Origin of the sequence: Variovorax sp. PDC80, from assembly GCF_900115375.1 — a bacterium.
Classification (GTDB): domain Bacteria; phylum Pseudomonadota; class Gammaproteobacteria; order Burkholderiales; family Burkholderiaceae_C; genus Variovorax.
Genome location: NZ_FOWG01000005.1, coordinates 326,216 through 345,720, shown reverse-complemented (window position 1 = coordinate 345,720; position 19,505 = coordinate 326,216). Strand labels below are relative to the sequence as shown.

Here is a 19,505-nt window from a genome sequence, read left to right as displayed (position 1 = left end):
CGCCGGACTCAGTACGCGAACTGCAGCGGCCGTCCCTCTCGCTGCGCCTCGACGTCGGCGCGGTGGAACGGCAGCGCGTGCCACTGCTTGGCCGCGAACAGCGGCAGCTGGTCGTAGGCGCGCGGCGAAGCGAGGTCGCTGCTCTGGCCGTAGGTCAGCAGGCCCTGCGCCACCGGCCCGCGCTCGTCGAAGCCCACCACCTGGATGTAGCTGCTGCCGTAGTTGACCTGGTAGCCCTTCGGGTCGATCAGCGACTGGCCCTGCGACTCGAGCTTGTTGAGCACGCCCTCGAACTCGTCGCCGCCATGCAGCGCGATGCGCTGGCCGCGCACCTCGCGCGACTGCGGCACGCCCAGCGGCACGTCGGCCGCGAAGCCCGCGGTGCGCAGGATGCCGACCGCGTCGCCCAGGGCCTTGAAGACCGCGGCGCGGGTGGCGGGCGCGGCCATGTCGAGGCCGGCCGGCGTGGTCACGGGCTGCGCCGGATCGAAGGGCAGGCGCCAGACCTTCGGGATGTCCTTGGCCTTGCGCCAGAACTCGCGGAACAGCGCCGCGCCCTTCGCGTCGGCGTTGCTGGTGCGGTCCCAGGCCGCGAGCACGCGGCAGCCCAGCGCCTGGTCGACGTCGAGCGCGCCGCCGGCGGCCGCGCAGGCGGCCTGCAGGTCGTCCATCACCAGCAGGCCCGCGAGGTTGCGGTCGCGGAAGATCACGCTGCGCAGTTCGGCTGCGCCCATGCGGTTGCCGGGCAGGCCGTCGACGCCCGCGAGCCGGCCCTCGATCTCGAGGATGCCGCTGCGCGTGCGCAGCCGCTGCGGCACGCCCACCGGCCCGACCAGCGGCGACACGCCCGCCATCGGCGCGATGCGCGGGTTGCTGAGCCAGTAGCTGTCGTTGCTGTTCTGCACCCAGTCGGGCGTGACCACGACCGGCATGCGCACGGGCGCGATGAGGCCGGGCGACGCAACGGTGGCATCGCGCTGCCAGGCGCAGGCGGCGCGCGAGCCGTCGAGCACCGCGAGGCCGGCCGCGTTGAGCAGCGCCGCGGCGCCCGGCGAGGGCGCGCAGGCGCGCAGCTGCTCGGCCGAGACGTCGGGCACCACCGACAGGTCGGCGTACATCGCGTTGCCGTCGCGGTCGGCCGCGATGGTGTTGATCCACGGCATGCCCTGGTTGCCCATCGCGGCGCGCAGCTCGGCCACGTTGCGCGCTTGCGCCATGCCCATCCAGGCCTCGGCCGAGCGCACGTTGAGCGTGTTGGCGTCGCGGATCGCATAGGCGCGCTGCGCGGTCCAGCCCAGGCCGGCCTTGGGCAGCGCGATCAGGGGGCCCCATTCGCTCTCGTAGAAGGTGTGCTGCAGCGCGGGCGCGCCCTCGCTCGCCGGCAGGGTCACGGTGCGCGCCGTCATGCGGCGGCGCTGGCCGTCGACGATGTAGACGGTCGGGTCGGCCGGATCGAGCTGCAGCTCGTAGAGCGTGAAGCGCTTGCCGGTCGACACGGTGTGGGTCCAGGCCACGTCCTTGTTGAAGCCGATCGCCACCACCGGGCTCAGGCCGCCGGTGGCGCCCATCACGTCGACGCGGCCGGGGATCGTCAGGTGCAGCTGCCAGAAGCGGTTGGTGCCGGTCCACGGGAAGTGCGGGTTGCCCAGCAGCAGGCCGCGGCCGTCGGGCGTGGCGTTGCGCCCGAAGGCCCAGCCGTTGGAGCCGAGCTCGCCGCCCTCGGGGTTGGCGTTGAAGCTGTGGCGGCCGATCTCGGCCACGGCCTGGTCGAGCGGCACCGGCGCCGCGCCCGTGCGCGCGCCCGGCGCGGGAGGCACCGCCTCCAGCACCGCGCCCGCGAGCGCGCCCAGGCCGCCCTGGATCATCGATTGCTCGGTGGCGCGCGCCAGGTCGGCCGCGGTCATCGGCCGCACCCAGGGCTTGCCGCGGCAGGCCGCGGGCAGGCCGTTGGGGCCGGCGTCCTGCAGGTAGCGGTTGTAGCCGGCCACGTAGCCGCGCATCATGGTCTGCACCTCGGCGCTGGTGGTGGCACCGGCGCGCGCGAGCGCGGCGTCGTCCATGTGGTAGCGCACGAACAGGTCGATCTGCGCGTTGGGCATCAGGCCCAGGCCGAAGGCGCCGCGCTCCTGCGCGCCGAAGAAGCGTGAACGCTCGCCCCGCATCGTCACCAGGTGCTCGGCGGTCTGGCAGACGTTGTCCTGCGCATGCGCGTAGGCGGCGCCGAAGGCCAGGCCTTCGTAGTCGGGCGCGGTGACGTGGGCGATGCCGTAGGTGGTGCGCTCGATCGTGACCGCGCGCCCCGAAGGTGGCGGGGCGCTGGCGCAGCCCGCGAGCAGCAGGGCAGCGGCGAGCAGGGAAAGGGGAAGGGTGGCTGCCTGTCTCTTGGTGTTGTGCATGGTGGTGCGGCGCGAAGCCTTCGTTGGAAAACAGCGGGGGACCGAGCGTAGGCCCGCCTCTGCCGCGCCACCTGTCGCCGGCGCGGCAGCCGGCGCCGGAACGTCTCGCTTCAGCCGAAGCGCATGCCCTTCGGGCGTGCCTGCAGCCGCTCGACGTAGGCGTCGATCCGGGGCCGGTTGGAACGGCCGCCGAAGGCGCGCAGGTAGATGAACATCGAGCCGATCATCACGTCGGCCGCGGTGAACTGCGCGCCGAACAGGTAGGGGCCGTCGCCGAGCTCGCGCTCGACCGCGTCCTTGGCCTCCTCGAAGTCGGTCCAGCCGCGCGCGCTGTTGTTGCTGCGCAGCTTGAGCATGCTGTCGCCCATCGCGGGCTCGAGCTGCGCGGTCGAATAGACCATCAGCGACAGGAAGCGGCCGCGCGCGGGCGTGCCCACGGGCGGCGCCAGCTTCTTCGCGGGGTACTTCTCGGCGATGTAGAGGCAGATGGCCGCGTTCTCGAACAGCCGCGTGCGGCCGTCGACCAGCGCGGGCAGCTTGCCGGCGGGGTTGATCTTGCGGAACTCGGGCGTCTTGTGCGCCTTCTCGCGCAGCAGCGTGGGCACGATCTCGTAGTCCACGCCGGCCTCGTCGAGCATCCACTTGGCGACCTGCGCGCGGCTGTGCGGGTCGAAATACAGCTTCATGGTCATGAGGGTGTCTTTCTTGGGTTGGTGCTGGCTCAGAACTTCGGGATGCGCAGCGTCTTGCTGATCATCAGCGTGCCCGAGAGCGCGAACAGCAGCGCCATCGGATGCAGCTGCCACGGGCCCACGCTCCAGGCGCCGCCCCACAGCGCGTCGCCCAGGCGGCCCTGCGAGGCGGCCCAGGCGAGCACGCCGACCAGCACCACGCTGGTCGGGATCGGCGTGCCCTCGAAGTACTTGACCTTGTCGCCGCCGGCCGAGAGCGATTCGGCCGTGACGTTGAAGCGCGCGAGCCGGCTTACGCCGCAGCAGACGAAGTAGACCAGCGCCACGCAGTCCCAGCCGCCGTCGAGCCCGGCCGCGAAGCCCAGCGCGGCCGGTGCCACGCCGAAGGAGATGATGTCGGCCAGCGAATCGAGCTCGCGCCCGAGCGCCGAATGGGTCTGGCGCCAGCGCGCGATGCGGCCGTCGAACACGTCGAACACGAAGGCCGCGGGCGCGAGCGCGGCGGCCCAGTAGAAGTGGGTGAGCGACTGGCTCGCCATGTAGGCCATCGCGAGGAACACGCCGCCCACGCCGCAGGCCGCGTTGCCGAGCGTGAACACGTCGGCGAGGTGGAAGCCGCGGATCATCGAGAAGTGCTTGCGCACGGGAGCGGGGCGGTTCATGGAGCCTTCTGGAACTGCGGAAATGCGCCGAACCTTAACCGAAGCGCCGGGCCCCCGATGTAGTCGCGCTCCGACGCGCGGGCGCGGACGGCGTCAGCGGCGTTCGCGGCCGCTCGGCGCCACGCCGAAGCGCTTGCGGAAGGCGGTCGCGAAGTTCGTCGCGTGGCGGTAGCCCACGAGCTGCGCGGCCTCCTGCACGCTCAGGCCCTGCGCCAGCCGTTCGCGCGCGAGCGCCATGCGCCGCTCGTGCAGCCATTCGAAGACCGAGCACTGGTAGGCGGCGCGGAACTTCAGGCGCAGCGTGCTCTGGCTCATGCAGGCGAGGCGGGCCAGCGCCTCGAGCGTGTGGTGTTCCTCGGGCGCGTCGTGCAGCCGTTGGCGCACGCGCTCGAGCAGCTGGCGCTCGCGCGATGACGGCAGCGGCGGTGCCGCGGGCGCTGCATCGGCCAGCGCATGCGCGAGCAGCTGCAGGCCCACGCCCTGGCACAGCAGCGCCTGCAGCGGGCCCTGCCACTGGCCGCCGAGCACCTGCTCGATGGCCTGCACGAGGTGCGGCGGCACGGCCCAGTGGCGCGGTCGCCCGGCCGGCGAGCGCAGCGCGGCGGCGATCAGCTCGTCGAGCTGCGCATCGCCCGTGCCGAGCGGCGCGGCGGCCGACACGTTGATGCTGCGCAGCCGCTGGCGTGCCGGGTGGATGCCGGTCATCGACAGCCCGTCGCCATAGGCGGCGCTGAGGCCGCCGTGCATGCGCATCGGCACGCTGTCGCCGCGGCCCAGCGCGGCCTGCGCCTGGCCCTGCAGCACCACGATGGCCGAGAACCGGGGGCTCGCCTGCGAGGTGGCTTCGTAGTGGTGGTGCACCACGATGTCGGAGGCGGCCAGCGTCAGGCCCGGGCCCAGCGCATGCGTCTCGACGCGGCCCTCGGCGATGCACAGCGCCTCGGGGTCGCGCGGTGCGCCCGACAGATAGGGCAGGCGGTAGCGGAAGCCCGCGTCGCGGCCGAGCCGGTCGAAGTCGGCGGCGCTGAAGCGGCGCGGCGAAACGCCGGGCGCGAGGGGCGCTTCGCTTTCGGCGCCCGGCATACGTTTGCCGCGCTTCGGCATAGGTCGGTGCATCGCCAGATAGTAACAATTCTCATTTGTCGTTAAACCCTTTGTCCTCACCGCCGCCATGCCGACTGCCTTCCGTTCTACCGCGCCGTTCCGGCGCCATTACCTGCACCTGCTGTTCGGCGCGGCGCTGCCTTCGATGTCCGCGCTGGCGCAGGCACCCGATGCCGGATCGAGCGCCGCGTTGCCCGCGATCGAGGTGACCGGCACGGCCGTCACGCCCACCACCGAGGGCACGCAGTCGTACACCACGAAGGCCGCGCGCACCGCGACCGGCCTGCAGCTCTCGCCGCGCGAGACGCCGCAATCGGTCAGCGTGGTCACGCGCCAGATCGTCGAGGACCAGGGCCTGCAGACCACGGGCGACATGCTGAACAGCGTCACGGGCATCTCGATCACGCGCAGCGACGCCAACCGGCTCTCGGTGTCGGCGCGCGGCTTCGCGATCGACAGCTACCAGTTCGACGGCCTCGTGAGCCCGGTGCTGTCGCCCTGGTCCTTCGGCGAGAGCAACCTCGACACCGCCATCTACGACCGGCTCGAGGTGGTGCGCGGCGCCACCGGCCTGATGACCGGCGCGGGCAACCCGTCGGCCGCGATCAACTTCGTGCGCAAGCGGCCGCTGCGCGAGTTCGCGGCCTCGGCCGGCGTGTCGGTGGGCAGCTGGAATTTCCGGCGTGCCGAGGCCGACATCTCGGCGCCGCTCACGCAGGACGGGCGCATCCGCTCGCGCCTGGTGGCGGCCCATTCGGATGGCGACAGCTACACGACCTTTCTAGGCAACCGCTCGAACACTTTCTACGGCGTGCTCAGCGCCGACCTGACGCCGGCCACCGAACTCACGCTGGGCCTGAGCAAGCAGGACACCGTGACGCGCGGCTTCGGTGCCGGCTTCCCGCTGTTCTACACCGACGGCCGGCGCACCGACTTCGACCGCTCCGTGGCCAGCAACACGACATGGACCCGGGCCGAGACCGACACCACCACCGCCTTCCTCGACCTCACGCACCGCTTCGCCAACCGCTGGACCGCGCGGCTGGCCTACAGCCACGCCAGCACCGACATGATGATGAAGCACCTCTACCGCGGCGGCGCGGTCAATGCCTTCACCGGCGCGATGAGCGTGGCGCCGTCGTACATCTACTACGACGGCGAACTGAAGCGCAGCGCCGCCCACGCCACGCTCGGCGGCCCGTTCCGCCTGCTGGGCCGCGACCACGAGTTCTCGCTCGGCTGGATGCGCTTCGACGACCGGCTCGACCTGCCGCAGTACCGCGCGCTGAACCAGCCGCCGATCGGCAGCTTCTTCGACTGGCGCGTCGACCGCATCGCCGAACCGCTGTGGTCGAGCGTGCCCTCGCAGGCCGACACCATGCGCGCGCGCCAGGACGGCGCCTATGCCGTGGGGCGCTTCTCCCTGGCCGATCCGCTGCACCTGATCGTGGGCGCGCGCGTGAGCAACTGGAAGACCGACCAGAACTACTTCGGCGCGATCCGCAGGTACGAGCACCGCGACCGCATCACGCCCTACGCGGGCCTGCTCTACGACATCGACGACACCTACACGGCCTACGCCAGCTACACCAGCATCTTCAAGCCGCAGAACAACCGCGACGCGGCCGGCGAGATCCTCGACCCGGTGACCGGCAAGAGCTTCGAGCTGGGCCTCAAGGCCGCCTACGCGGACGGCCGGCTCAACGGCGCCTTCGCGCTGTTCCAGACGCGCCAGGACAACCTGGCCGAGGCCATCGCCGGCCAGACCGCGGGCGGCGTGCCCAACACCCAGGCCTACCGCGCGGTGGCCGGCGCGAAGGTGGAGGGCGTGGACCTCGAGCTCAGCGGCGAGATCGCGCGCGGCTGGAACCTCGCCGCGGGCTACACCCACTTCCGTGCCCGCGCCGCGAACGGCACGCCGATCAACACCGGGCATCCGCGCAGCCAGCTCAAGATCTTCAGCAGCTACCAGCTGCCGGGCGACTGGAGCGCGCTGACCCTGGGCGCGGGCGTGAACTGGCAGGGCCGCGCCTACGAGACCGTCATGGCGCCGCCGGCCAACCGCTCCACCGTGGTCGCGCAGTCGGGCTATGCGCTGGTGAGCCTGATGGCGCGCTACGAGATCCGCAAGAACGTCTCGGCGACCCTGAACATCAACAACCTGACCGACCGCAAGTACTACTCGCAGGTCGCCTTCTTCAACCAGGGCTGGTATGGGTCGCCGCGCAACGCGACGCTGTCGCTGCGCGTGCAGTACTGAGGCGCTGCCAGGCTCAGAGGCCCTGGCGCGCCTCGGCGATGCGCGCGAAGCGGCCGAGCAGTTGCGCGGAATCGCCGGTGGCCTGCACGCGCTCGCGCAGCGCCTCGGGGTCGAGCCCGGCCGTCTTCAGCGGGCCGGCCAGGCGATCGATGTAGTCGCGCATCGCGTGGGCATCGAACTCGGGATGGAACTGCACGCCCCAGGCGCTGTCGCCGACGCGGAAGGCATGCACCGGGTCATGCGCGCTGCCGGCCAGCCGCACCGCGCCCTCGGGCAGGCGCAGCGCGCTCTGCCAGTGCACCGCGTGGGCCGCGAAGCGCGCCGGCAGGCCGCCCAGCAGCGGGTCGGTGGCGGCGGCCTCCTCGAGCACGACGCTGACCGTGCCGATCTCCGGGCCACGCGGATGGTCGCCGGCCTCGCCGCCGAGCGCATGCGCGAGCAGCTGGTGGCCATAGCAGATGCCGAGCACCGGCGTGCCCTGCGCCACGGCGCGCGCGAGCCAGCCGGCGGTGTGTTCGCTCCAGTCCTCGCGGTGCGACACCATCGCATGCGAGCCGGTCAGCACCGCGCCCGCGATGGCGGCGGGATCGGGCAGCGTGTCGCCGCGGCGCGGATCGATCACGGCGATGGGCAGCGTGTCGCTGGCCAGGCCGTCGGCGATCCAGTGCTCGAAGTCGCCGTGCGTCTCGCGCAGGGCGTCGAAGGTGTCGCCGAGCTTGACGATGACCAGGGGACGGGATTGGATTTCCATCCCGCGATGATGCCAAAGCCTCAGGCCAGCACCACGCGCTCGCAGGCCCGGCGCAGCGCCGGCAGCGCCGGCATGTCGCGCGAGGCGGCATCGGTGACGACCACGTCGATGTCGGCGCTGCGCGCATAGGTGACGCGGCTGGCCTGGCCGATCTTGGCGTGGTCGGCCAGGATCACGAGCTGCTGCGCCTGCTCGGCCATGGCGCGCGCGATGGCCGCCTCGTGGTGCTCGAAGCTCATCGCGCCGTGCTTGGGATGCATCGCCACCGGCGACAGCAGCGCCACGTCGGCGCGGTAGCGGCGGATCTCCTCGACCGTGCCGGCGCCGCAGGTGGCCTGGGTCTTGACGTCGATCTCGCCGCCGAGCAGCACGGTGCGCCCGCCGGTGTCGCGGCCCTCGGCCGCGCCCGCCAGCTTGAGCGCGATGCTCAGCGAGTTGGTGATGACCGTCATGCCGCTGAGCGTGGCCAGCGCCTCGGCCAGCAGCGCGGTGGTGCTGCCGGTGTCGAGGAACACGGTCTGGCCCGGTTCGAGCAGCGCGATCGCGGCCTTGGCGATGGCGCGCTTCTCGCGCTGCCGCGCCACCAGCCGCACCGCCAGCGGCGGCTCGGGCTCCGCGCCCGTGGCCACGGCACCGCCATGCACCCGCCGCAGCTCGCCCAGGCCCTCGAGCTCGAGCAGGTCGCGGCGCACGGTTTCGCGCGAGACCGCGAGGTCCTGCATGATCCGCTCGACGCTCAGGCGCGAGAAGGTGGCCAGCAGGCTGCGGATGCGCAGGAATCGTTCTTCTTGGAGCATGGGATGCCGATGGGAGAGGGAGCGATGGCGCCGGTGGCGGACCGGCGCCATTGTGCGGGAGGCGTGCGGGCGGCGCGTGACGCTCAGGCCGCCTGGCCCATCGCCGGATCGCTGATGCCGTGGCTGCCGTTCTCCACGCGGCCCGCGAAGCGGCGCAGGTAGCTGGTGCCGTCGTCCACGTTGGCCGTCACGCTGAAGTCGTACCAGTGCTTCGCGGGCGCGAGGTCCCACTTCTGCACGACCACCTGCCCCGGCGCGAGCGCGAAGGACCACGGGCCGTCGGTGCGGTAGGCATTCGGCGCCACCGTGACGGTGCAGCTGATGTTGCCGAGGTTGTGCATTTCCAGGTGCACGTCGCCGTTGGCGGCGTCGTAGCAGACGCGCACCTCGGGCAGCGCCGTGCCGCCCGCGAGCGCGGCCGGCAGCTTGCCGCCGAAGCGCCGGAAGTAGCCGTTGGGGCCGAACACCGAGAGGTCGTAGCGCCCGCCGGCCGCCACCGCCCAGGCGTCGTTGAGCAGCTTGCCGGGTTCCACCGTGTAGCGGCGCGGCACCTTGTCGAGCGCGAGATGGTCGTAGACATGGAACACCGCGCCGGCGCCGCCGGTGTTGCCGAACACCAGCCAGAACTTCTGCTGCGCCACGTCGGGCCGGCCGCTGGTGTGCAGCTCGTAGGGCAGGGCGCGCGAGTAGCGCACGCCGGTGGCCTGCTGCGGCAGCGTGCCGGTGCCGGGCGCGGGCGCGACCGGGGTGGGCAGCAGCAGCTGCTTCGCGATGGCATCGTCGGCCGCCTTGCCGTCGATGTGCGGCAGCGCGGGCAGCGCCGCATTGGGCGTGGCGAAGTCGAAGCAGGTGCTGAGGTCGCCCGCGACCGCGCGCCGCCAGGGGCTGATGTTGGGCTCCATCACGCCGAAGCGCGTTTCGAGGAAGCGCACCACCGAGGTGTGGTCGGCCACCTGCGAGTTGACCCAGCCGCCGCGGCTCCAGGGCGACACCACGTACATCGGCACGCGCCAGCCCATGCCGAAGGGCGAACCGCGGTAGGGCGCCTTCAGGTCGTTGCGCTCGCCCAGCGTCGACACCGTGCTCATGCCGGCCTCGCTGCCGTCGGCGTTCAGCGAGGGGATCGAGGGCGGCGGCATGTGGTCGAAGTAGCCGTCGTTCTCGTCGAACATGATGAACAGCACGGTCTGGCTCCAGACCGCGGGATCGGCCGTGAGGGCGTTCAGTACGCGCTCGGTGTATTCGGCGCCCCACAGCGGCGACGAGGGGCCGGGATGCTCCGAGTACTTCTCGGGCGCCACGATCCAGCTCACCTGCGGCAGGCGGCCGGCCTTCACGTCGTCGGCCAGGGCGTCGAGCGAGCGCGTGGACAGGCCGCGCGCCTTGAGCGAGCGCTGTGCCTCGGTCGGCTCGGCCGCGTAGTAGGCCTTGCGAAAGCTGGTGAAGCCCTCGAGCGGGTTGTCGGTGTAGTTGTCGGCCATGTCCTGGTAGATCTGCCAGCTCACGCCGGCCTGTTCCAGGCGTTCAGGGTAGGTGGTCCAGTCGTAGCCGGGCGCGTTCGCGAGGTCGTCGTTCGAGTTGTCGATCGCGGGACCGCCGCCCTGTCCCAGCGGGTCGTTGGTGCCGCTCCAGAGGAACAGGCGGTTGGAGTTGGTGCCGGTGAGCTCGCTGCAGTGGTAGGCGTCGCACAAGGTGAAGGCATCGGCCAGCGCGAACTGGTAGGCGATGTCGCTCTGCGTGTAGTAGCCGAGCGCGCGCGCCGTCTTGGCCGCCACCCACTGGTTCATGCGCCCGCCGTTCCAGGCCTGCTGGCCGTCGGACCAGCTGTGGGCCATGCCGGTGGTGCGCTGCGCGCTGGTGGCGGTGGTGTCGTAGCGGAAGGGCACGCAGGTGCCGCTGCCCGAGGTCGGCGGCTGCTGCCACACCGGCTTGCCGTTGGCCAGCGGCACCGGGAAGCGGTCGCCGAAGCCGCGCACGCCGCGCAGGGTGCCGAAGTAGTGGTCGAAGGAGCGGTTCTCCTGCATGAAGATCACGACGTGCTTGACGTCGCTGATGGTGCCGGTCTCCTGCGTGGCGGGGATCGCCAGCGCGCGGCGGATGCCGGGCGGCAGCAGGCCGAGCGCGGCGGCCGCGCCCGCGGTGGTGGCGGCGCCGCGCAGGAAGCCGCGGCGGGAAGGGGATGCTTGCTTGTCGCTCATGGTGTTCGGGCTCAGGGCGCGCAGCGCACCGACTCGGGACGGCGCGGCGGCAGTTGGGAATCGGGCGTGCCGCCCGGCGGGGTCAGCGCCTCGGCCGGCGGGCCGGCGGTGGCCGGGTCGTTGGGCACGAGGCCCGTGGCCGGCGGCAGGGCGATGGCGCCGCCACCCCCTCCGCCGCCGCCGCAGGCCGTGAGCACGGTGGCGGCGAGCAGCGCCAGGGCGCAGGCCGCGCGTTGCATCGTTGGGTTGCGCATGCGTGTCTCTCCTCAGGGCACCAGCGTGGTCAGCGAACCGCGCGAGCGCGCGATCGACTCGATCTCGGCCGCGCTCAGCACGCGGTTCCAGGTCGCGAACTCGGCGAAGTCGAAGCGCCCGGCGATGGTGTTGCTCGCATTGCCGTTGCGGTAGTTCGGGCCGTAGCCGCCGTCGCCGTCCTCGTTGAGCGAGAAGCCCTTGTTCAGCCCGTTGAGCGCGGCCGCGAAGGCGCTGGTCAGCGTCACGGAACTGCTCTGCAGGCCCAGCGAGGGGTCGAACACGTAGTAGTTCGCCTTCAGCGCCGACACGTCCACCGTCATCACCACATAGGCCCAGGTGTTGGCGCTGAAGCCCAGGTCCTTGTCGCCGACGCGCTCGCCGCCGCGGCCGATGTTGAAGCGCAGCGCGCTGCCGTACTGGCCGATCGCGATGCCCGGGTTGGAGCCGCTGCCCCAGTCCTTGTTCGAGATCACCGGCATGCCAGAGCGCGTGGCGTCGGAGCGGAACCAGAAGCCGAAGCTGAAGGGCGCCGTGGTGCTGGTCACGCTGGCGGTCGGGATCGAGTAGCCGCCGTCGCAGGCCGTGCAGACCTTGGTGCCGGTGTAGTCGGTCGACAGCAGCGCGCGGGTGCCGCTGCCCAGCGGTCCGTCGCCGGCCGCCGCATAGACCGCGGCCGCGCCCTTGACCCAGGGCGCGAAGACCTGGCCACCGGCGATGCGGTCGCCGAGCGCGCCGTTCAGCGGGAACAGGTGCGTGAGGCCGTTGGCCACGCTGGGCAGCAGCACGATCGGCTTCACGTAGTCGAGCGAGGCGCGCAGCGAGACCGGCGTCTTGTCGGCCACCACCGTGTAGTCGTAGGCATAGGTGCCGCTGGCGTCGAAGGGCATGGTGGTGTCCTCGAAGCCGAGGGCGGTGCCGGGCAGCGTGGCCACGGGGGCGCCGTCGCGCAGCACCGTGATCGAGGCCACGGGGGCCGGCAGCGTCCAGCTCAGGCGGATGCCGTTGCGCTTGTCGTTGGCCACCGCGGCGAGCCGGCGCACGCCGGGCGCGCCCAGCAGCGGTGCGCCGTCGATCGCGTACTTGTCGGCCGCGGGCAGCGCCGACAGGTGGGTCAGCAAGGTGGGCGCGATGTCGGCCGTGGAGGCGTAGCCGTACCAGTCCGCGATGTTCGCGGGCAGCCCGGCGGGCGCTGCTGCGTCGAGGTTGGCGCGGCGGTCGAGCACCAGCGCGGTCGCGAGGTTCGACGGCACCGGAATGCCGTCGGCCACGCCGGTGGCGCCCAGGCCGTGGGTGGTGGCGACGACCACCAGCCAGTCCTCCTGCGGCTGAGCCGCGCGGCGCCGCGCCAGCGCGGAGCGCAGCGTGGCGATCTGCTTGTCGACCTGCGCGAGCGCGTTCTGGTAGTCGGTGCCGTAGCCCGCCACGTCGGCGACCTGCGCCGGGCCCTGGTAGTCGGCCACCACGAGGTCGTAGCCGCCGCTCTCGAGCGCGCCCGCGGCCTCGGTCGAGACGCAGTCGTCGCTGCCGTCGCAGTCCTTCGCGAGCTCGAGGTAGCCCGCGGCCTTGTCGGTGCGCAGCAGTTGCGGCAGGCCGCTCCAGCTCGCGACCACCGCGCTGCGGGTGTCGGCGCGGCGTTGCTTGAGCAGCTTGAAGACGGTGTCGGCGCCGAAGGCCTGGCCCTCGTAGTTGGAGCGGATCTCGTGCCGGTCGGCCCAGCCGCCGGTCAGCAGCGTGGCCCACGACGGCCCGTCGGTGGCCTGCTGCTGCGTGCGCTGGCCGAGCACGCCGCCGGTGTAGGAAGGCAGCAAGGTCCCCAGGCCTTGCAGCGCGGGCATGCGCGCATCGCCGAGCGCCTGCTGCAGGGCCGCGTATTGCACGCCGTCGACGCCGATGACCAGCGCCTTGGGACGCGGTGCCGGCGCGGGGGAGGGCGCGGGCGCGGGGGCCGGCGCGGGCGGCGGAACGGGAAGGAAGGGGGTCGAACCACCGCCACCGCCGCCGCAGGCGGCCAGCAGTAGCACGGGGGTCAGGCACAGGGCGGCGCGCGCGAGGCGGCCTCTCGGCGTTGTCATCGGGGAACTCCGGCAGGTCAAGAACGCCGGGGCGGGCACTCAAACCCGCCCCGGCACGAAGGCATTCGCGGTCGTGCGTGGCTTGCCGGCGATCGATGCATTCATGTGCACTTGGGCAGATGAATGTGATTTACAACAAAATCCACAAATACAACCAATGCCTCGAATGCTGCGCGAGCCGCATGACAGCGCCGCGACAGCGCCGGCCGAAAAAGAAAAGGGGCCCGAAGGCCCCGTGGTGGTCGAGCGTGTGCGCTTCAGCGGATCTGCGCCTCGTAGTGCTGTTCGATCGCCGCCAGCGAGGTCCAGAAGCCCGCGGGCGCGCGGCCCTCGAGCAGCGCCTCGAGCACCTCGAGGTGCGCATGCCAGCCGCTGGCCACGCTGACGGTTTCCTTGCGATCGGGCAGCCGGCGGTGCGTGAGCACGAGACGGGTCGAATCGCCCTGCGGCGCGAGTTCGAAAGTGACCTCGGAGGCGCTGTCCGCCTCGCTGCCCCAGCTGATGACCAGCAGCCTCGGCGCCTCGATGCGCAGCAGCCGCGACTTCTGCAGGTGCGGCGCGCGGTAGGCCGCGTAGCGCTCGGGCGCGGCCTCGCCCGAGAGGGTGGTGTGCTCGAAGCGCAGCTCGAACACCGCGCCGGGCTGCGGCGCCATGGTGCCGCCCGCGAGCCAGCGCGCGCGCTTCTCGGGGTCGATCAGGTAGGACCAGACGCGCTCCACGGACGCGGCCAGCAGGCGCTCGATGCGCAGGGTGCCGGGCTCGACGAGCCGGCCGAATCGTTCGGTGGTGGTCATGGGTGCTGCTCCTTGTGTCGGATGAGAAAAAGCAATCAGCCGGCGGCGTCGTCGCGCAGCGCCTGCTCGAGCGCATCGAGGCGGCCGCCCCAGAAGCCCTCGTAGTAGCGCAGCCAGGCGTCGGCCGTGGCCAGCGCCCTGGGTTCGAGCCGGCACACGTGGGCGCGGCCCTGCACCGTGCGCGACACCAGCCCCGCGCGCTCTAGCGTCTTCACGTGCTTGGAAGCACCGGCGAAGCTCATGCGGAACGGCGCGCCGAGTTCGCCCACGCTGCAGTCGCCCTGGGCCAGCAGCTGCAGCATGGTGCGCCGCGTGCTGTCGGCCAGCGCGTGGAAGATGGCGTCGAGCCGCTGGTCCTGGCGCTCGGCCGGTAGTTCAAGTTCAACCATGAGGTTGAATATAGATCGGTTCCGGTTTTCGTTCAACCATTTGGTTGAATTTGAAAGGGGAAAGCGCCGTTACACCCGATACAGCCGGGACGCCCCGCGCCCCCTTCGCGCTGGTGGCGCGGGGCCCCCGTTCCTACGATGCGGTCTCATCCAACCACTCTCTTCGCACCAAGACACCCATGAACACACCGATCCGACGCCGTACGCTCCTCGCCGCCGCCAGCGCGGTCCCGCTCGCGAGCGCCTGCGCCGCCTGGTCCGCCGCCGCCGGCCCGGACGCCGAGGCCCGGCTCGCGGCGCTCGAGCGCGACTGCGGCGGCCGCCTGGGCGTGCACGCGCTCGACACCGGCAGCGGCGCGCGCATCGCGCACCGCGGCAACGAGCTGTTTCCGATGTGCAGCACCTTCAAGCTGATGCTCGCGGCCGCGATCCTGCAGCGCGGCACCGCGCAGGAACCGGCGCTGCTCGAGCGCCGCCTGAGCTACACCCGCGCCCACCTGCTGCCGAACTCGCCGATCACCGAGAAGCACCTGGCCGAGGGCATGACCGTGGCCGAGCTGTGCGCCGCCACGCTGCAGTACAGCGACAACGCCGCCGCCAACCTGCTCATGCACCAGCTCGGCGGGCCGGCCGGCGTCACGGCCTATGCGCGCTCCATCGGCGACACGGTGTTCCGCCTCGACCGCTGGGAGACCGAGCTCAACAGCGCCATCCCCGGCGATCCGCGCGACACCACCAGCCCGGCCGCGATGGCCGCCAGCGTGCAGCGGCTGGTGCTCGGCGATGCGCTGGGTGCGCCGCAGCGCGCGCGGCTCGATGGCTGGCTGCGCGGCAACACGACCAGCAAGGAGCGCTTCCTCGCCGGCGTGCCGGCCGGCTGGGCCGTGGGCGACAAGACCGGCGCGGGCGACTACGGCACCAACAACGACGTCGGCGTGCTGTGGCCGGCTTCGGGCGCGCCGCTGGTGCTCGCGGTGTACCTGACCTTCCCGGGCGACAAGGGCGCCAAGACGCGCAACGACGTGGTGGCCTCGGCGGTGCGCATCGTGGCGAACGCGATGCGGGGCTGAGCGCCCGCGCTGCCCCGGGGCCGCAATGCCGTACCCGCCCCATCGGGCACTGCGCGGTGCGCCTGCGCCCGCGCGCCATCGGCGGGACAATGGCCGCGCCTTGCGCGCCCCGCGCGGCCAGGGCATCCAGCCAGAGCCCCCGCCCGCATGTCGTCCCCGCCCGCCGTCTCCACCTCCTCGTCCACCCCCCAGGCCCCGTTCTCGCTGTGGCGCATCGCGGTGCCGGCCTTCGGCCCCTCGCTGCTGTTCGGCATCGGGGAGGGCGCGATCCTGCCGATCGTGCCGCTCACGGCGCGCGAGCTCGGCGCCTCGGTGCCGATGGCGGCGCTGGTGATGGCGCTGATCGGCATCGGCTCGCTGCTCAACAACATCCCGGCCTCGATGATCACCATGCGCTGGGGCGAGCGCTGGGCCATCGTGGCGGCCGGCGCCTGGAGCGCGCTCGGCATGGCGCTGTGCGTGTGGACCTCGCACCTGGGCCTGTTCGCGCTCGGCTGCTTCATGGTCGGCATGTCGCAGGCGGTCTACAACCTCGCGCGTCAGAGCTACATGAGCGAGGCGGTGCCGGTCGAGTACCGCGCGCGGGCGCTGTCCACGCTGGGCGGCGTGATGCGCATCGGCATGTTCATCGGCCCCTTCCTGGCGGCCGGCGCGGTGCACTTCTTCGGCCTGATGGCGGCCTATGTGCTCGGCATCGTGGCGGTGGCCGGCGCGGCCATCCTGGGCGCGCGCATTCCCGACCTCGAGCTGCCGCCCGCGCCGCCGGGCCAGGCCGCGCCCGCCAGGCCCACCATCGTCTCGACCCTGCGCGACCATCGCCGCGTGTTCCTCACGCTGGGCATCGCCGTGACCCTGGTCAGCGCGGTGCGCGCCTCGCGCCAGGCCGTGATCCCGCTGTGGGCCGACCATCTCGCGCTCGCGCCCTCGGTGGCCTCGCTGATCTACGGCATGGCCGGCGGCATCGACATGCTGGTGTTCTACCCGGCCGGCAAGGTGATGGACCAGAAGGGCCGGCGCTGGGTCGCGGTGCCCTCGATGCTGATCATGGGGCTCGCGATGCTGCTGATGCCGCTGACCACGGGCGCCGCCACGCTGCTGGTCGCGGCGCTGGCGATCGGCTTCGGCAACGGCATCGGCTCGGGAATGATCATGACCCTGGGCGCCGACCATTCGCCGCGCCATGGCCGCGCGCACTTCCTCGGCGTGTGGCGGCTGATGTCCGACATCGGCGCCTCCTGCGGGCCGGCGCTGCTGTCCTTCCTCGCGGGCAGCCTGTCATTGGCCGCGGGCATCGCGGTCACGGGCGGGCTCGCCTTCGCCGCGGCCGGCGTGCTGGCCCACTGGATTCCGCGCCGCACGCCGGGCCACGAGGCCTAGCGAAGGCTGTCGCGGCCTATCATTCACCCCATACAGGGGTCTCTCACACATGTCCAATCTCATCGTCCACGGCGGCACGCCGCTGCGCGGCCGCATCACGCCGTCGGCCAACAAGAACGCGGTGCTGCCGATCCTCTGCGCCACCCTGCTCACGCGCGAGCCGCTGCGCCTGCACGGCGTGCCCGACATCACCGACGTGCGCAAGATCCTCGACATCTTCCGCACGCTGGGCAGCGAGGTGCAGCTCGACCACGCCACCGGCACGCTGGCGCTGCACCACCGCGACACCGTGTTCGACGCCGCCGCCCACCGGCTGCCCGAGGAGATGCGCTCCTCGATCATGCTGGTGCCGCCGCTGCTGGCGCGCTTCGGCGTGGCACGGCTCGAGGACAACGTCAAGGGCTGCACCCTGGGCGTGCGCGAGATCGATCCGCACGTGGAGGTGTTCCGCAGCTTCGGCGGTCAGGTCGAGCGCGCCGAGGGCTCGCTGCTGGTGCGCACCGACGGGCGCCTGGTGCCCACCGACCACTGGCTCGACTACGCCTCGGTCACCACCACCGAGAACTTCGTGCTGTGCGCGGTCGGTGCCGAGGGCACCTCGACCCTGACCAACGCCGCCTCCGAGCCGCACGTGCAGGAGTTCTGCCGCTTCATGGCCATGATCGGCGCGCGCATCGACGGCATCGGCACCTCGCGCCTCACGGTGCATGGCGGCCACGCGCTAGGTGGCGGCGAGTTCCGCTTCGACGAGGACTTCCACGAGATCACCACCTTCCTCGCGCTCGGCGCCATCACCGGCGGCGACGTGGTGGTGCGCAACAGCGCGCCGGCCAACTTCCCGCTGATCGACCGCACCTTCGCCAAGTTCGGCGTGCAGATCGTGCACGAGGACGGCTGGTCGCGCGCCGTGCGCTCGGGGCCGCTCAAGGTGCAGACCCCGTTCACCGCCAACGTGCTGACCAAGGTCGAGGCCGCGCCCTGGCCGTACTTCCCGGTCGACCTGCTGCCGATCTTCATCGCGCTGGGCGTGCGCGCGCAGGGCAACGCGATGTTCTGGAACAAGGTCTACGACGGCGCGCTGGGCTGGACCGGCGAGCTCTCGAAGTTCGGCGCCCACGTGTTCTCGTCCGACCCGCACCGGCTCATCACCTTCGGCGGTGCCCCGCTGGTGCCCGCGGTGGTCGAGAGCCCCTACATCATCCGCGTGGCGATCGCGCTGTTCATGGTGGCCTCGAGCATCGAGGGCCGCTCCGAGATCCGCAACGCCACGCCGATCCGCCGCGCGCACCCGCGCTTCGTCGAGAACCTGCGCAGCCTGGGCGTGCAGGTGGAGTGGACCAGCGAGGAGTGACAAGGTGTGAATAAACCTACTGCGCGCCCCGATCTCGCACCTGCGGTCCTCACCGTACAAAGTACGGCTCCGGTCCTCGGCGCGACCTCGGGGCGCTCGCTACGGTTTCTTCACACCTTGTGAGCGTTCCGGCCGCCGTGTTTCACGGCGCCGCGCGCCGCAGCAGCCCGGCCTCGATCGAGGCCTCGAGCCGGTCGACCACGTCCCAGTGGCGCAGCAGCAGCCCGTCTTTCGTGTCATAGCGGTCCGCGGTCGCGAAGCGCAGCGCGCGGCCGGTGGGCGGCGCGCCGAGGAAGTTGCCGGTGTGGGTGCCGGCCCATCGGGTCATCGCCATCAGCTGCGTGCCCTCGACCAGCACCACCTGCTCGAGCGGCCGCAGGTCGGGCAGGCCCGCGAGCAGCAGGCGCGCGAAGTCGGCATACATGGCCGGGCCGCGGCCGCGCAGCATCGGTGAGCTGCTGCTGAAGTCGGGGTGCAGGAAGCGGGCGATCGCGTCGAATTCGTGGCGTTCGAACACCGCGTGGCGGAATGCGAGGAAGCTGGCGCGGAGATCCTCGCTCGCCGGGGAAGAGGTGGTGGAGGTCATGCGGGCTCGTGAAGCGCAACGGCGGGCGGCCAGTGTGTCGCCGCGAGCTCGCGCGGCGCGATGACCGCCGCGGTCATTGACGAAGCCGCGCGCGCCTCGCGACCGCGCTACAGCACGAACCAGCCCACCGCCACGTAATGGCTCACCGTGCCCGCGAGCACGAACAGGTGCCACACCGCATGCGCATGCCGGAAGCCGCGGCGGTTGCGATAGAAGACCGTGCCCGCGGTGTAGAGCACGGCGCCGATCAAGAGCCATGCGAGGCCGCCGCCCTCGAGCTGCATCGCCAGCGGCACGGCCGCGGCGATCGCGAGCCAGCCCATGCCGATGTACAGCGGCAGGGAGGGCTTCACGGGTGCGCCGCGCGCGGCCATCAGCTCGCGCCGGATGCCGACCGCGGCCGCGCCCCACATCGCCAGCAGCGGCACCCAGGCCCAGGCGCCTTCGAGCATCACCAGCGCGAACGGGGTGTAGGTGCCGGCGATCAGCAGGTAGATCGCGCAATGGTCGGCGCATTCCCACAGGCGCTTCCGCCGGCCGCGCGTGCTGTGGAACAGGGTGGAGGCCGCGTAGAGCGCGACCGCCGAGAGCGAGAACACGAGCGAGCCGGCGATCTTCGCCGGGTCGCCCGTGGGCAGGGTCTTGGCCAGCAGCAGCACGGCCGCCGGCAGGGCGAGCAGCAGGCCGAGCAGGTGGCTGTACCCGTTGAGTCGTTCGCCCGGGTACATGGTGTGCCGCCTGCTTGCTTCGG

The 19,505-nt window shown here is 72.0% G+C and carries 17 protein-coding genes; 4 read left to right on the top strand and 13 right to left on the bottom strand.

Annotated elements, in window-relative coordinates:
• Positions 1 to 8 precede the first annotated feature (8 nt).
• The 4 genes from BM109_RS17325 to BM109_RS17310 form a co-directional block, all read right to left on the bottom strand.
• Entirely contained in the window at positions 9 to 2,396 is a 2,388-nt protein-coding gene (locus BM109_RS17325; RefSeq protein WP_093344714.1) for a penicillin acylase family protein, read from the bottom strand.
• Positions 2,397 to 2,506: 110 nt separating this feature from the next.
• Entirely contained in the window at positions 2,507 to 3,088 is a 582-nt protein-coding gene (locus BM109_RS17320; protein WP_093344712.1) for a glutathione S-transferase family protein, read from the bottom strand.
• 29 nt (positions 3,089 to 3,117) lie between these two features.
• Positions 3,118 to 3,750: a CDP-alcohol phosphatidyltransferase family protein gene (locus BM109_RS17315; protein ID WP_093344709.1), complete on the bottom strand. Its 633-nt coding sequence runs from the start codon at positions 3,748 to 3,750 to the stop codon at positions 3,118 to 3,120.
• Between the two features lie 93 nt (positions 3,751 to 3,843).
• Positions 3,844 to 4,833, bottom strand: a complete 990-nt coding sequence (locus tag BM109_RS17310; RefSeq protein WP_093345061.1) for a helix-turn-helix transcriptional regulator — start codon at positions 4,831 to 4,833, stop codon at positions 3,844 to 3,846.
• Between the two features lie 88 nt (positions 4,834 to 4,921).
• Here BM109_RS17310 and BM109_RS17305 point away from each other — a divergent pair, with 88 nt between their 5' ends.
• A complete protein-coding gene (locus BM109_RS17305) occupies positions 4,922 to 7,114 on the top strand; it encodes a TonB-dependent alcaligin siderophore receptor FauA (protein WP_093344706.1) in 2,193 nt (730 codons plus the stop codon).
• 13 nt (positions 7,115 to 7,127) lie between these two features.
• Here the strand turns inward: BM109_RS17305 and BM109_RS17300 are convergent, their stop codons facing one another.
• The 7 genes from BM109_RS17300 to BM109_RS17270 form a co-directional block, all read right to left on the bottom strand.
• On the bottom strand, positions 7,128 to 7,865 hold the full coding sequence (locus tag BM109_RS17300) for a glutamine amidotransferase (protein ID WP_093344704.1): 738 nt from the start codon (positions 7,863 to 7,865) through the stop codon (positions 7,128 to 7,130).
• Between the two features lie 20 nt (positions 7,866 to 7,885).
• Entirely contained in the window at positions 7,886 to 8,662 is a 777-nt protein-coding gene (locus BM109_RS17295; protein ID WP_093344701.1) for a DeoR/GlpR family DNA-binding transcription regulator, read from the bottom strand.
• Positions 8,663 to 8,745: 83 nt separating this feature from the next.
• Positions 8,746 to 10,860 (bottom strand): phosphocholine-specific phospholipase C, encoded by a 2,115-nt coding sequence (locus BM109_RS17290; RefSeq protein ID WP_093344699.1) that lies wholly within the window; start codon positions 10,858 to 10,860, stop codon positions 8,746 to 8,748.
• Positions 10,861 to 10,871: 11 nt separating this feature from the next.
• The gene (locus BM109_RS17285; RefSeq protein WP_093344696.1) at positions 10,872 to 11,114 is read right to left on the bottom strand and encodes a hypothetical protein; all 243 of its coding nucleotides are present in this window, start codon (positions 11,112 to 11,114) and stop codon (positions 10,872 to 10,874) included.
• 12 nt (positions 11,115 to 11,126) lie between these two features.
• Entirely contained in the window at positions 11,127 to 13,187 is a 2,061-nt protein-coding gene (locus tag BM109_RS17280) for a LamG domain-containing protein (RefSeq protein ID WP_143129185.1), read from the bottom strand.
• A 257-nt stretch (positions 13,188 to 13,444) separates the two neighbouring features.
• Positions 13,445 to 13,981 carry an SRPBCC family protein gene (locus tag BM109_RS17275; protein ID WP_093344691.1) on the bottom strand — a complete coding sequence of 179 codons (537 nt, stop codon included), beginning with the start codon at positions 13,979 to 13,981 and terminating at the stop codon, positions 13,445 to 13,447.
• A gap of 35 nt (positions 13,982 to 14,016) precedes the next feature.
• Entirely contained in the window at positions 14,017 to 14,370 is a 354-nt protein-coding gene (locus BM109_RS17270) for an ArsR/SmtB family transcription factor (protein WP_093344689.1), read from the bottom strand.
• Positions 14,371 to 14,549: 179 nt separating this feature from the next.
• Between BM109_RS17270 and bla the strand changes: the two genes are divergently transcribed.
• The 3 genes from bla (at position 14,550) to BM109_RS17255 (ending at position 18,168) form a co-directional block, all read left to right on the top strand.
• A complete protein-coding gene (gene bla, locus BM109_RS17265; protein ID WP_093344686.1) occupies positions 14,550 to 15,440 on the top strand; it encodes a class A beta-lactamase in 891 nt (296 codons plus the stop codon).
• Between the two features lie 147 nt (positions 15,441 to 15,587).
• Positions 15,588 to 16,817 (top strand): MFS transporter, encoded by a 1,230-nt coding sequence (locus BM109_RS17260; protein WP_093344683.1) that lies wholly within the window; start codon positions 15,588 to 15,590, stop codon positions 16,815 to 16,817.
• 49 nt (positions 16,818 to 16,866) lie between these two features.
• Complete coding sequence (locus BM109_RS17255; protein WP_093344681.1) at positions 16,867 to 18,168, top strand: UDP-N-acetylglucosamine 1-carboxyvinyltransferase; 1,302 nt, start codon at positions 16,867 to 16,869, stop codon at positions 18,166 to 18,168.
• Between the two features lie 142 nt (positions 18,169 to 18,310).
• Here BM109_RS17255 and BM109_RS17250 read toward each other — a convergent pair whose 3' ends face one another.
• Positions 18,311 to 18,754 carry an ester cyclase gene (locus BM109_RS17250; protein WP_093344678.1) on the bottom strand — a complete coding sequence of 148 codons (444 nt, stop codon included), beginning with the start codon at positions 18,752 to 18,754 and terminating at the stop codon, positions 18,311 to 18,313.
• Positions 18,755 to 18,861: 107 nt separating this feature from the next.
• Positions 18,862 to 19,482, bottom strand: a complete 621-nt coding sequence (locus tag BM109_RS17245; protein ID WP_093344676.1) for a PAQR family membrane homeostasis protein TrhA — start codon at positions 19,480 to 19,482, stop codon at positions 18,862 to 18,864.
• Positions 19,483 to 19,505: the final 23 nt, after the last annotated feature.